Below are 13,526 nucleotides of genomic sequence, written 5' to 3'. Positions count from 1 at the left end.
CATAAAAAAGGCGGATAACATTGCTGTTATCCGCCTTTACCATAAAAACACTATTCTACAAACCGTTCAACCAGCTATTAACCTCATCTTGTGTTTTTCCTGTTTTCTTTTGAAGTTTACCTACCAATTCATCTTCTTTACCCTCTGCGTATAGTAAATCATCATCTGTAAGATCTGCATATTGCTGTTTTACCTTACCTTTAATTTCGTTCCAACGACCTTTCCATGTTAATTCACTCATAATATTTTCCTTTCGTTTTTTATAGATAGAACAGCCTACAGCTACAATCGTTTTAAAAAAAATGTTATCAAATGTTAAAAATATTCCTGCTCTTTTACTCCGTTGTATCGATTGTCGTTTCCTCTGCATCCAGTGGTGCTGGTGGGATCTCATCGACATTGCGTTCGATCTCCTGTGTCTCGACATGTACCGCAAATTCAGAAGGTTCTATGGGGATAGCCATCTCTGTCGCATATTCCCGCGTAAAGATCGCCCCAAAATAAAGAATTGCCGCCGTATAATACACCCAAAGCAGAATAAGCACAAATGAACCAGCCGCGCCATAGGTATCCTGAGTCGCTGATCGTTCCAAATAGATTCCGATCAGGTAGCGACCGATGACAAATAAAATGGCCGTAAACAAAGCACCTGCGCGCACGGTCTTCCATTGGATCTTTACATCCGGCAAGGTTTTAAAAATAACGCTAAAGAGTACTACAATGACGATAAAGGAAATGGCAAAATTGATTACATTCATCAACACAACAGTGATATCTGGAAAATAGCGTTGCAACTGCCCCGTTAAGGCCAAAATTATTCCATTGATAATCAATGTGACGACCAATAAAAAGCCCAGTCCGATCACAAGCGACGATGACAGCAATCGATCCTGAATCATTTTTAACCATCCTTTCTTGGGTTTTGGCCGCACGTGCCATATTTTATTAATGGAATTTTGCATATCGCCAAAAACAGTCGTGGCACCGATAATTAAGGTCACAATACTGATGACCAGTGCCATGTTTGACTTGCCCGATAATTGGAGGTTTTGGATGACCTCTTCGATCTGTTTAGCGGCATTGTTGCCTACCAATCCATTTAGTTCGTCAAAGACTTTTCCCTGAATTGCTTCGGCTCCATAGAATATTCCTGCCAATGAAATCATCAAAACCAAGATTGGGCCGATGGAAAAAACGGTGTAGTACGATAGAGACGCACTATATTTCATCGAGTCTTCATTCGTAAATCCGGATACGGTATTTTTTAATATCGTCCAATACGTCTGTAGCTTGCTTTTCTTTTCCTTTTTTACATCCATTGTATTTAGTGTTTTTAAGAAATAAACCCTTTAACGAGGCAGAACGTTTGTTTTTATGAGAAAATTTTGCATATCCTACGCCTTTATACAGGGTTAGCATACGGATCGACGACTATCATTCGAATTAAAATCACTCAAAATCAAGTACTAACACTTTTTTTATTATCATTAAAGAAATAAAGACAAACTAATGATTAATCTTTCGTGTTCCTCTTTACAAATAGTATGGGAAGGAAGACAGCATGGGAAAGAAAGCAGCATGGAAAGGGAGACAGCATAGGAAAGACGATAGCATGGGAAGGAAAGCAGCATGGGAAAGACGATAGCATGTGAAGGGAGACAGCACAGGAAGAAAAACAGTATAACGGAAAACAAAAAGCATAAAGGAAAAAATGAAAAGTAATCAGAACGACCCTAATATTTTAAATGACCTTATTAAAATCAACAATGACCGCATCGAAGGTTACGAGCTTGCCATTGACTTAGCTAATGAGCAGGGCGAAGGTGCCCATGAGGCTGTGTTCAAAGAACGTATTGCGCAGTCCGAAAAGTTTATCGCTGAACTCACTCCTTTGGTTGAGCTTGCCGGTCAATATGCGACGGACCGCACCAAATTGAGCGGCGAACTTTTTCGGCTATGGATGGTGATTAAATCAAAACTGTCGCGCGGTGATTTACAGGATTTATTGCAGCAATGCGAGCGTGGGGAAGCTGCTTTCAGCGAGGTGTATACCAAAGCACTCGAGGAAGCGGATAAGTTATCTGTGGGTGCTAAAAATCTGATTCAGATTCAACTCAGCCAGCAGCGGGAAGCGCATGAAAATATTAGAATTATGCGTGATATCTAAATCCAACGTTATTAAAAAGTTATTAAAAAGAAAGACTGGCCCATACACGGGTCAGTCTTCCTTTTTAATGTACCATGCGCTGCACAACGAATCAATTCCTTCTGTATAACGTCATCCGGGCTTAGGTACGGCTTACCCGTTAGCTCAGGTATGACTCACCAATTATCTGTTCTAAATGGGGAAGCCAACAAATCTTCTTTGTTTACGAGGTTCGCATCGGCTGGATTATCAGCCCATGCATAACGTACGGCTACTGGATGGGATATATCCGGATGGCTAACAACGACTGTATTGCCGCTAATAACCGCATTTGCCCATCTAAATTGGCGGTTCTGTCCCGCAAGAGCAAAATGTTTTAGCACCTTGCCATCTCGGATCGCTAAACCACTTCCGACGTTGGTAAAAAAGATTACGATTTTGTTCCCTTTGACTTCCATACGCTGATAAGATGGTCCTGCGCTGACCAATTTTTCACCATACACCAACTTGCGGGCAGCTAGCAGTAGCCGTGCAGCAAGGTCTTTTTTATTTAAAGGATGGATATCATTCCATTCACCAATATCGTAGTTGACTGTCATCGCCGTATAGGGAACCTCTTTCGCTACTTTAAACTGTGCCTCCCGTATGCGCGCCCACCCGGATTCAGACGGACGTTGTTGCTGGCGCATGTAGTTGGGCAACTGTACGAGCAAAAAGGGCAGCTGAGGCCGATTTAGTGTGAGCCGCCAGTCTTTGATCAGCAGCTTGAGGTACCGTTCGTAGTCTTGGGGCGCATCTGAATTGGCTTCGCCCTGATACCAGATGACACCAGTTACTTTTACATCCTTCAACGGGTAGATCATACCATGATAGAGCGTCGACCCGACTTCATTTTTATTTTTAAGTCGCGCGCGGTAACTTTTAGATAACGCCAGATCCATACCGACCCGGTATTTCCATTGCCCTGCCAAATTGATCTCCTTATCATTTACAATCAGTTTATACGACTTGCCCGCTACAAATCCGCCGTTTCCACTATTTGACCGAAGGCGTATCGTAACCAGATTGGAACCTTTACGTAAAATACCCGCTGGCACAGCATACTTACGCGGTGGATACATATAGCCTGTGGCTCCCACAAAATGTCCGTTCACAAATACCGAGTCGCTGTCGATCATGGTGCCTAAATAGAGCATTCCGTATCGACCTGATAGGTCTGCGGGCAACTCAAACGACTTTCTGAAATACAGTACTCCCTTGCTATCCACTTGCTGCTCGCGCCACAAACCCGGTACCGTAAAGGTGGGCCAATCGCTATCGTCCCATTCGGGTTTTATCCAATCGTTGATACCTTGGTCACGTTCGGCCAAGCGCATACTGTCCAACGCTGGACGGTCAAGCAGCAGCTTCGGAAATTCCTTTAACTGCTCTTGGCTGATCCAGCTTTCGATGGTAGATCCGCCGAGGCTGGAGACAAGCATACCGACGGGTACGCCGTTATGTGCATAGCTCTGCTGCGCATAGAAATAAGCCAGTGCGGTCCAATTCATGACTTCCGAAGCTACCGCGGAGCACCATCGCCCACCACTGGCAATTTCGCTTCGGTTTTCTAGCGCGTGCTGTGTTGGCACCTTAAAATAACGGATCATATGGTTGTTGGATGCGTTAATCTCCGGAAACCGTTCGACCAGCCGCGCGATTGGCGTTTCCATATTGGATTGTCCCGAGCAGAGCCACACGTCACCAATCAAGATATCCCGGACGGTAATTTCATTAACCTGTAGCATATAAGGACCACCCGCCTTTTGTGCGGGTAGCCTAACAGCCCAGTTGCCTGTAGCATCCGTCTCCGTCAGATAGTTTTTATCCCGGAAACGTACTGTTATTTTTTCACCAGGGTCTGCCCATCCCCAAATTTTCAGTTCCGTATCACGCTGCAATACCATGCGATCCGCAATCAGTGCGGGAAGCCGTATCGCTGCGGAAGAAACTCCGGCACAGAAGAGTAATGCTAACGATAGCAGAACAACACAAAATCGTCCTCTTTTTATTTTCATGCGATGGAATAGTATAGCGACAGAGGCATTGCGCCTGCCATCGTACGCGGATGGCAGGCGCAGCACGCCCATTAATTATAACCGGGATTTTGATAAGCTGCTTTTTCAGCTGCCGACATGTCCATAGCATCCAGCTGTCCCTGCGGAATAGGTCGCAGATAATGAAAAGGTTGTATGGATCGGGTAAAGGTCGCTGCTGTGTGGTCGCCAACATTGGAACCTGCAATGCGGTAGGTTTTGGCGATATCAGACCAGGTTTGCGTACGCACCAGATCATACCAGCGATAGCCCTCGCCATAATACTCACGGGAACGTTCTGCCAGGATGTAGCTGAGTGTGATCTGCGCCGGTGTTGCTGCGATCATGTCGTCACGATGGTTGGCTTCCTTGGCCATGTTTCCATTGTTGTCCCAACGCCATACCCCCGCACGACCGCGAATGACATTGACCAGATCCCGAGCACTTTTGCCAGCTTTGGCCGTAGCTCCTTTTACCGCTGCTTCGGCAGCGATAAAATATAACTCCGAGAACTTGGCAATATTGAACGGCCGGGTGCTGCCCGCGTTAGGTTGCCCCAGACCATTGCCGTTGTCCGTGCGGTAAGGTCCCAACTTCCAAAGCCCCGGATAAACGCGGCGGCTGATGCCCTCTGGAGAGATCACATAATCCGCACGACCTGGCAATACTCCAGCGCCGATACTACTCTTATAGGTTTTATTGTCGTAGTTGATAGGCGTCTGCGGTTCTTCATTCAAGAAAGTTAAGATCGCTTCTTTTGGTTTGACGGGCATATTGTTGGCATTAAACAACGAAGGATTGCTAATATTGGCCTTATCCCAGTTGCCCCGGTATACTGTTGTAAAGGTGCCGTCGTAACGCGAATCGTTGGTTTTATCGGCAAAGGTTTCGGTGACCACATTGATGGTCGGTGCCATCCGTGTCCAAGGACGTCCCAGTGCTTGTGCTGCCTCCCGTTGTACCGAATTGATGAGGTCGGCTGTAGCCCAGGCCGTTGTTTTCGAACTCGTCAGCGAAGGATAGTTCCAGGTCATCATCCAGCCCGCAAAGTTATCCGGTGCACCACCGCTTCCATAGCTGAGACTTCCGCCATTGTACAGTTCACTGCTCTCGGTATGATCGGCAAAGAGCAAGATTTCGTTGTTCCGGTCATTGGTTCCGACATTCACATCATAAAACGTGGGCTGCAAAGCAAAAGGCCCTGGATTTTCTATTGCGCCAACCGCTATGTCGTAAGCCTGCTGGAAATACCATGCACTGGTTTTACCATCAGGATCCGTGCGCGCGGTTTCGGGATAAGTGGGTATATTTTTAGGATTTTCCAGCCACCAGGCATAGGTCAGGTAGGCCTTTGCGAGATACAAGCGGGCAACAGTTTTTGTGGCAGCACCTTTTAAGCGCGGTGCTTCCGGCAAATCGCCGATCGCCTGCAGCAGATCAGGAAAGATGGCACGGGTATACACCTCAGCCACGGTATTGCGTGTTGATTTGCGCTCTACAGACGTACTATATTTGAGTTCGCCTCCACCCAGGTCGAGCGGCACGCCACCAAAGGTCTGCACGAGCAGGAAATAGTCAAATGCGCGAAAAAAATGCGCTTCGGCAATGATCGCCGGCGATGTACCTACTGCTGGTGCATTTTCGATGATGCCCGAAGCCATGTTGATGTTGGGCAGGGCGGCCTGCCACGCCACATCCGCCCGGCTATTTACAGCCGTCATGGTACTGAGACCTGAAAAGTCCATTACCTGAAAATTTTCGTCGGCGCTTTGGGCATATGTCACTTCATCTGTCCCTGTTAGACAGGCATTGTAATAATACGCCTGTCCATATATGTTGCGCAGGTGGGCATAAAGTCCCACGATACTGTTATTGATCCCATTTGCTGTCTTAAAATCACCCGGTGTAAAGATTCCCCTAGGCTGTTCATCCAAAAATTTGGAGCAGCTGTTCATGCCGAGCAAGAGTGAACCGACGCATAGTCCTATAATAAGTTTTGAATTGAAAGTTTTCATGCCTGAATGTTTTAAAATGAAAGATTTAATCCCAAAATATAACTTCTCATTGCTGGCGTATTGGTACCCACCACAAGGATTCTTCTCAGGCCACCCACGGCCACATTTTCGTCTCCATAAGAATTGGGTTCTGGATCGCCCCCCGACTCCTTATTGTAGGGCGAGAAGAGGACAAATGGATTTTCCACCGTCGCATATACCCGCAGACGGCCGATCCCCATGCGTTCTACCCATTTCTGTTTAAAGTTGTACCCCATGCTGATTGTGCGCACCTTTAAATAAGAGGCATCAAAATAGCCCAGGGTACTGCCATATTTGGGATTGTCACCACTCTGTATGCCTCCTGGCTTAGGGTATTTGGCATCTGTACGGTCTTCACGCCAGTATTCGACACTCACATTGTTGCCTGAGCGGGTATTTAGCTGGTTTAGATAACCGGTGCTACCATAGAGCGAACTGATTAGTGTACCGCCGTTCTGGAAAGTTCCCACCACATTCAGGTCGACATTTTTATAAGCCAGACGCGTGTTGAATCCTCCCAGAAAATTGGGTTGAATATTAATAATCTGACGGTCTGCTGCACCGATGGCACGTGTTGGCGCACCCTTATCATCATACTCACCGGTGTATTCCACTTTAATCATTCCCACATTGCCGCCTGGCTCAAGAATATCCCGATATGGATCGTCCTGTTGCCATAGTCCAATCTTTTTATAGTCAAAGATGACGTCTATTGGATGGCCCACAAACCACTGGTTGCCTTCATCGCGCTGACTTCCGGAGGTCAGTTCAACGAGTTTATTGCGGTTGGCATACAAGTTGACCCCGACATCCCATTTCCAGCCACTTTCGTTGTCGATCACCGCCCCATTGAGGGAAAGCTCAAAGCCTTTGTTCTGTGTTTTTCCGATATTGGCCATATAACTTCCTCCCCCGTTGGTCGGTGGCAGCCCCACACGCAACAGAATATTGTCTGTATTCTGAACATAGTACTCGAAAGTACCGCTTACCCTGTTCTTGAAAAGTCCGAAATCCAAACCATAGTTATAGGTTTTGGAAAACTCCCATCCCAAGATCGGGTTAGGCAATTCAGACATGTAATAACCCGTCAGGAATTGCGTATCAAAATTATACGGTCTTGTGCTCAGCAACCCAAGCGTTTTGTAAGGATCGACAGCCTGGTTAGAGGTCTCGCCATAGCCTAGTCGTAGCTTAAGCTGATTTACCCAAGATACTGACGACATAAACTTCTCGTTGTGAACGTTCCAACCTGCTGAAATCGCTGGATAAGTATGCCATTTGTGCCCCGGTGCCAAGCGCGAAGAACCGTCGCGGCGCATGGTCATCGTTAGCATATAGCGGTTGTCGAAAGTATACATGGCGCGGCCCATTAAAGACATCAGGCTACTTTTGGCATAGCCCTGCTGATTGGGATCTACGATAATCTCCCCCTGAGCACGGCCAAGGTTATAGAACTGGAAGGCATCGATTGGAATATCGCGTGCCGATATGAGCGTACTGTTGCCTGTATTCTGTTCGGCCGAATACAATGCCACAAGGTTTAGATTATGTTTTTGCGCAAAGGTGCGGTCGTAGGTCAGGAGGTTTTCCATGACCCACTGTACGGTTCTGCCGTTTGCGACCGAAGCAGTGGACACATTGTCGGGCGTACCGCTAAAGACTCCCTGCCCTGTGTAACTTCCATCATTGTTCTGGCGGAAATTGAGTCCAAGATTGGTGCGGTAAGTCAGTCCTTCTACGCCAGGAATCTGGATTTCGCCATACATATTATTGTACGAACCAAACACACGCTGCTGGTTGATGTAACTATCCCCCAGTGCTTCGTAGGATTGGCGGGTATGTACCCATTGTTGTCCAGAAATCTGCTGTTGGATTCGCGGCTTCAAGCTGCCGTCCGCATTAAAAGGATTAGCAATCGGTGTCGCGCTGAGCACACCAAAAAGCCCTAGGTTATTGCCATTGGTGATACTATAGCTCTGGTTCAGGTTAAACCCAAATTTGAATATTTTACCTACCTGCTGGTCCAGCGCTGCACGTAAATTGTATCGGGTATAGTTCTGCAAGGGTACCACGCCTTCGTCGCGAAAGTAACCCGCTCCGAAATTGTAATTGCCCTTCTCTGCTCCGCCGTTGACACTGATATCGTGGCTATTGACCATTCCATTTTTGTAAAAGAGATCTTGCCAATCGGTATTGGTATCGTCCGACTCATCGAGGGTATTCTGAAATTGTCCGACATAGCGGCGCATTTCGGCAAATTCCGGACCAGACATCATCGGATATTTGGAAAACACGGAGCGCAGTCCCGTAAAACCGTTATAGGCCAATTGTGCCGCCTGTCCCATACGACCTTTATTAGTTGTTACCAGGATGACACCATTTGCACCACGCGAACCGTAGATAGCTGTTGCCGAAGCATCTTTCAGCACATCGACACTTTTGATGTCTGCCGGATTAATGTCGGAAATGGAGCCAGCAAATGGAATTCCATCGAGTACGATAAGTGGGTTGTTATCGGCAGTCAGCGAGCGTGTACCCCGGATGCGAATCTGCATTGGCGATCCCGGTTTTGACGAGTTCTGCTGCATATTGACTCCGGCAATACGCCCTTGTAGGGCACGGCTAATATTGGCTGCAGGCACTTCGTTCATGGTGGCGCCACTCACCGAAGCCACCGATCCAGTGACGGCCTCTCTACGCTGGGTACCATAACCGATGACCACCACTTCCTCCATGGCAATATCGTCAGCCTGTAGGGTCACCTGCACCATTCCGCTGCCAGGTACTTTGACTTCGGTCGTTTTGTAACCTACATTGGTAAAAACCAGTGTGGCACCACTGCCCGCCTCGATGGCGAATGCACCACTTCGGTCGGTGATGGAACTTTTGGTGCCGCCCTTAACAGATACGGTCACCCCTTCAATGGGCTGTCTCTTCGGATCCGAAACCAGGCCCTTTACCAATTTATCTTGTGCAAAAGCCAACTGCAGGGCTGCCAGCAAAAAGAGCAAGGGCAGAATACACTGTAATGCTCTTTTTCGTTGCACAGAAATAATAAATCTCGTCATTCTCATAATTTAGGGATTTAAGAAAATTTTGTTTTCACTTCTGTTTATAATCGTTATTTTAATACTTCTTTTTTAGGTCAATGCAGCTACCTGATTTTATTGGCTGAGGTACTGTACAGACCAATCAGCGCACCTGTAAAACCGCCAGCGACGTCTGTCGACAGGATATCGCCCGATACCGTATTGCCGATATGCTTAAACTGGCCGGGTGCCAGGGCATAGGCAAATTGATAGGCATCGCCAATCGCCTTGACCTTTAGTTGCACAGCCCCTTTTTGATTGATCTTCTCCTTCGCGAGGATCTTGGTGCTACCGTTCTCATTTCTCGCCAGCACGATATAGTTTTCTTTGCCCAGTTTTGTCAGGCCCAGCACATAATGGTATTTTTCACTCTGCAGACAGGTGATGCCTGCGAGATCCGAGGGCGCAGATGGCACATAGTTTAGCGATACTGTGCTCTCAAAGTTTTTATGCTGTTGTCTGTAAAAGAGGGCGGATAATGGCTTTTGCTCACTGATATCGATAGCATATGGCTTTAGGATTGTCCCTTTATCGGACTGCTGTACAAATTTTTCGCGGGCTCCGCGCAGAGCAACCCAACGGTGGTCGAGCTTCGCTGCAGTCAACGGGTCGGCGAACGTAAAATTCCCATTGGGAAAATAACCGGGAGCATTCCCTTTGTTTTCCACACCGGCAGGCATTGGAACACTAGGTTTAAGTGGCTCCATGCCGCCTTGAAAGATAGGCCATTCGCCGGACCAATCTACGGGGAGGATAAATGTTTCCCGTCCCGTGTTGACCCGGTTGACTTCATTGGGTCTGACGCCAAGAAATATACCATACCACGATCCACCCGGACCTTCAACTAAGTCGGCGTGGCCCGCCCATTCCACCGGATTGAGCCTAGTTTTATCGAGATGTCGCTGTGAGAGTATCGGATTTTTGGGTGCCGGGGTATAAGGCCCTGCAATCTGTTCGCTCGAAAAGATGACTTCGCTGTGATCGCTACCCGTCCCACCTTCTGCACACATCAGGTAATACTTTCCTGCTTTTTTGTAAATATGTGGGCCTTCGATCCAGATGGGATTGTCCGCAGGATGCACGCCGCCATCCACCAATATGCGTTCACTCCCTTTAATGACCTGATCCTTCTCTGTGTCGTATTCCCAGAGTTTGATGACACGATGCCCCTCATAGCGCAGCTTACCTTTATCTGGCGCATCGTTGTGCACCACATAGGCTTTGCCATCATCATCAAAGAATAGTGCCGGATCAATGCCATCAAAATCCAGCTTGATTGGATCGGACCAGTTTCCAGCTTTGGGGTCTTTGGTTTTGACGACCATATTTCCGATGCCCGATGCAATTTGGGTCGTAATCATGTAGAATGTGTCGTTGTGCCGATTGTACACGATATCCGGGGCATATATTCCCTCGCTAATTCCTGATGTCCCCACTTTTAGCTGCGATTCGCGGTCGAGAACATGCCCCAGCTGTTTCCAGTTGACCAGATCAACCGAGTGGAAGATCGGAACACCGGGGAACATCGAAAAGGAGGAATTCACCAGATAGTAATCATCGCCTTTACGCGTAATACTCGGATCGGGATAACACCCCTGAAGAATAGGCGAATAAAACTGTCCCGGCTTTAACGGGTTTTCCTTATAAACTGCGTCTTCACCTTTGTAGACAAAATCCGAAAATACAGGTCCAGAAAGACGATCTTTCTGCGGTTTTCTTTTATACTCTTTTGTACTGAATGCCGTTAATGTCGCCAATATAACGACGGACATGCCCAGCATGATTTTCCCTTTCCGCTTTAACATGATTGGTTTATTTATAATTTGGTTTATCTGATTACAAACATACTTTTAAGTGTATTTACAACAATTAAAATATGTAACAAAAGCATTTCAATTTGTTACGTTCTTCCGTTCGCCAAGGGCCAATACTGGTTTTCTGACGGTTTTATTTCTATGAATAGGGTTAATAATTTAATCTAGCGGAGCTAATTATGGTGTTTAAGATTTAGTTTAATTTTTTTCAATTCGTCCAGCTTATGCACCGGTTGCTCCAGGGTAGGCGGAATGGGCATTCTGGAGTAAGTCTGAAAATACAACAGGCAGGCATCGCGCCACCATACGGCATCCTTTGCCTGGATTTTTAATTTTGCCTGCACGTCCTCAAAGCGTTCCGCATCCACCTTGTGTTCAAGACCATCCCATACACGCTGAACATACCGTACCTGATTCACCCCCTCCTGATAGGCATAGCACAGGTTATCCCATAAGGAGCGACCATTTTTCATGCTGTAGCCCCAGGGTACATGGTGAAACCAGAGCAAATATTTTTCAGGGCAGCTGCTCACCGCTGCAAACTGCTCCTGGAGTGGGCTATGGTACTGTGCAACGGCATTGCTGCCCGATGCTGTCCGGTCAAATCCGATCCCCAGCGAATCTGCATTATGGTAATACCAAGGCATCCAATCGGGTCTTCCACCGGGAATATCGCCCCAGGGTTCGGGACCATAGTGGTGTTCGAAAGCGAATATATGGTGCAGGCCCAGCGGCATCATGTAGTTGACTGCTGCCTCACGCGATTCCAGCATCACCTTCGACAGTCGAGCTATGAGGGTCGGATCTGGCGAAAAGGTTGAAGCGAGCCACTCCCGCGCCACGCTATCGCTGGATAAGTCGCTGTTCCAAGCTAACCTTCCAAAGGCGTACCAGTTGGCTTGGGCAAAGTGGTGACCACACCAATTGCGGTCCTCGCCGATGTTGGCAACACCCGCAATCGCCGATAGCCGTGGATTCGGCCCTTTTTGCGTTAGACCCGCCACCGTACTCGCTTCCTTTCGTGTATAGGTTTCGGCATCGAGCGTCTCCTTAAACAGCGGAGCGAGGTATACCAGGTGATTAGAAAACCCGAGGTACTCCTGAGTGATCTGAAATTCGACCATCTGGCTTGTCTTGGGCATCGCTCCAAACAATGGATTAAACGGTTCACGCGGCTGGAAATCGATGGGCCCATTTTTGATTTGTAGGATCACATTGTCGTCAAACTTGCCGTCTAGTGGCACAAACTCTTGATAAGCCTGTTTGGCGCGATCCTCGGCCGAGGGATTATACACAAAAGCACGCCACAAAACCAACCCCTTGTGTGGTTTCAGCGCAGTGGCCAGCATATTAGCGCCATCGGCATGCGTCCGGCCATAATCCTGTGGTCCAGGCTGTCCCTCTGAATTGGCCTTCACTAGAAAGCCACCAAAATCAGGTATGATGCTATAAATCGCATCTGCCTTGTCTTTCCACCAACGTGCCACAGCGGGATTCAGCGGATCCGAATCCTGCAGATTGCCCAGAATCGCCGGCGCCGAAAAATTAATGGACAGAAACACACGGATACCGTAAGGACGGAAGCTATCCGCCAACGCCTTTACCTTCTCTATATAGTCTTCGCGCAGGATCAGGGGCGACGCATTGACGTTATTGAGCACAACCGCATTGATACCAATCGAGGCATTTGCACGCGCATATTCGACGTAGCGAGGCGACTTCAATGCAGGTAATTCGTCCCACTTCCAAAGCGAGTATCCGGCATAGCCCCGTTCAACTGTACCGTCCAGATTATCCCAATGGTTGAGCATGCGTAAGTGGTAACTCGGCGTTTCAGCGATATCTAGCTGTGTAAGCTCACTCCCGATCTGCTGTAACCGCAGCAAGTGATAAGCTCCGTAGAGCAGGCCGGTACTGCTGCCTGCACGAATAATCGTCTTACCCACTACCGACCGGATACGATATCCGTCAGGCTGGTATTCTGGCCATTTTTTATCCAGCACGAGCGCTACATCACCTCTGCGCCAATAGTGCTGTAACTCCTGGACTGCGGTATTGGCCACAGGATCACGGAGTGAGCAGTGAATTTTGCGCAGTGCAGCTTCTCTATCGGCGACCTTGGTGTAGCGCAACCACAGTTGGCTGCCATCTTCTGCCTGACCTACCAGATAGCACAACACGGCTAACAATAGGCAGACCCCATATCGGATCACATGTCCCATCAGCTTCCCTCCACCGCTAGCATACCAACCGTACTCGGGTATGCAATTTCAATTATTTGTACGTTACGTCCACCTCTTGATCCATCCAGATTACGCCTGAAGTTAGGTAGTAAGTAATGTGCGTTGTTTTCCATGACTACAATT

The 13,526-nt window shown here is 47.8% G+C and carries 9 protein-coding genes; 1 reads left to right on the top strand and 8 read right to left on the bottom strand.

The genetic code is table 11. From position 1 onward, the window contains the following. Positions 1-55: 55 nt before the first annotated feature. Positions 56-241 carry a CsbD family protein gene (locus B3139_RS18090; RefSeq protein ID WP_046675215.1) on the bottom strand — a complete coding sequence of 62 codons (186 nt, stop codon included), beginning with the start codon at positions 239-241 and terminating at the stop codon, positions 56-58. A 94-nt stretch (positions 242-335) separates the two neighbouring features. Then, complete coding sequence (locus B3139_RS18085; protein WP_209575065.1) at positions 336-1,319, bottom strand: YihY/virulence factor BrkB family protein; 984 nt, start codon at positions 1,317-1,319, stop codon at positions 336-338. A gap of 392 nt (positions 1,320-1,711) precedes the next feature. On the opposite strand from B3139_RS18085, the gene B3139_RS18080 reads away from it, so the two are divergent. Beyond that, the gene (locus B3139_RS18080) at positions 1,712-2,167 is read left to right on the top strand and encodes a PA2169 family four-helix-bundle protein (RefSeq protein ID WP_209575067.1); all 456 of its coding nucleotides are present in this window, start codon (positions 1,712-1,714) and stop codon (positions 2,165-2,167) included. A 155-nt stretch (positions 2,168-2,322) separates the two neighbouring features. Here B3139_RS18080 and B3139_RS18075 read toward each other — a convergent pair whose 3' ends face one another. The 6 genes from B3139_RS18075 to B3139_RS18050 all read right to left on the bottom strand — a co-directional run bounded on the left by B3139_RS18075 (position 2,323) and on the right by B3139_RS18050 (position 13,516). Continuing rightward, positions 2,323-4,203, bottom strand: a complete 1,881-nt coding sequence (locus tag B3139_RS18075) for a sialate O-acetylesterase (RefSeq protein WP_293884940.1) — start codon at positions 4,201-4,203, stop codon at positions 2,323-2,325. 71 nt (positions 4,204-4,274) lie between these two features. After that, on the bottom strand, positions 4,275-6,236 hold the full coding sequence (locus B3139_RS18070; RefSeq protein WP_293884939.1) for a RagB/SusD family nutrient uptake outer membrane protein: 1,962 nt from the start codon (positions 6,234-6,236) through the stop codon (positions 4,275-4,277). Between the two features lie 11 nt (positions 6,237-6,247). Then, positions 6,248-9,331 (bottom strand): SusC/RagA family TonB-linked outer membrane protein, encoded by a 3,084-nt coding sequence (locus B3139_RS18065; RefSeq protein WP_293884938.1) that lies wholly within the window; start codon positions 9,329-9,331, stop codon positions 6,248-6,250. Positions 9,332-9,411: 80 nt separating this feature from the next. Continuing rightward, positions 9,412-11,151: a glycoside hydrolase family 43 protein gene (locus B3139_RS18060; protein ID WP_293884937.1), complete on the bottom strand. Its 1,740-nt coding sequence runs from the start codon at positions 11,149-11,151 to the stop codon at positions 9,412-9,414. A gap of 182 nt (positions 11,152-11,333) precedes the next feature. Beyond that, on the bottom strand, positions 11,334-13,382 hold the full coding sequence (locus B3139_RS18055) for an alpha-glucuronidase (RefSeq protein ID WP_293884936.1): 2,049 nt from the start codon (positions 13,380-13,382) through the stop codon (positions 11,334-11,336). Continuing rightward, positions 13,382-13,516: a hypothetical protein gene (locus tag B3139_RS18050; RefSeq protein WP_293884935.1), complete on the bottom strand. Its 135-nt coding sequence runs from the start codon at positions 13,514-13,516 to the stop codon at positions 13,382-13,384. Before B3139_RS18050 ends, B3139_RS18055 begins: the two co-directional genes overlap by 1 nt. Positions 13,517-13,526 lie beyond the last annotated feature (10 nt).

Source organism: Sphingobacterium sp. UBA1498 (assembly GCF_002325125.1).
Classification (GTDB): Bacteria; Bacteroidota; Bacteroidia; order Sphingobacteriales; family Sphingobacteriaceae; genus Sphingobacterium.
This window is presented reverse-complemented; position numbering and strand designations above follow the sequence as displayed.

Coding starts and splice junctions, on each gene's coding strand:
- B3139_RS18085 (WP_209575065.1), bottom strand. CDS start 1,319: ATGGATGTAAAAAAGGAAAAGAAAAGCAAGCTACAGACGTATTGGACG.
- B3139_RS18055 (WP_293884936.1), bottom strand. CDS start 13,382: ATGGGACATGTGATCCGATATGGGGTCTGCCTATTGTTAGCCGTGTTG.
- B3139_RS18070 (WP_293884939.1), bottom strand. CDS start 6,236: ATGAAAACTTTCAATTCAAAACTTATTATAGGACTATGCGTCGGTTCA.
- B3139_RS18050 (WP_293884935.1), bottom strand. CDS start 13,516: ATGGAAAACAACGCACATTACTTACTACCTAACTTCAGGCGTAATCTG.
- B3139_RS18060 (WP_293884937.1), bottom strand. CDS start 11,151: ATGTTAAAGCGGAAAGGGAAAATCATGCTGGGCATGTCCGTCGTTATA.
- B3139_RS18065 (WP_293884938.1), bottom strand. CDS start 9,331: ATGAGAATGACGAGATTTATTATTTCTGTGCAACGAAAAAGAGCATTA.
- B3139_RS18090 (WP_046675215.1), bottom strand. CDS start 241: ATGAGTGAATTAACATGGAAAGGTCGTTGGAACGAAATTAAAGGTAAG.
- B3139_RS18080 (WP_209575067.1), top strand. CDS start 1,712: ATGAAAAGTAATCAGAACGACCCTAATATTTTAAATGACCTTATTAAA.
- B3139_RS18075 (WP_293884940.1), bottom strand. CDS start 4,203: ATGAAAATAAAAAGAGGACGATTTTGTGTTGTTCTGCTATCGTTAGCA.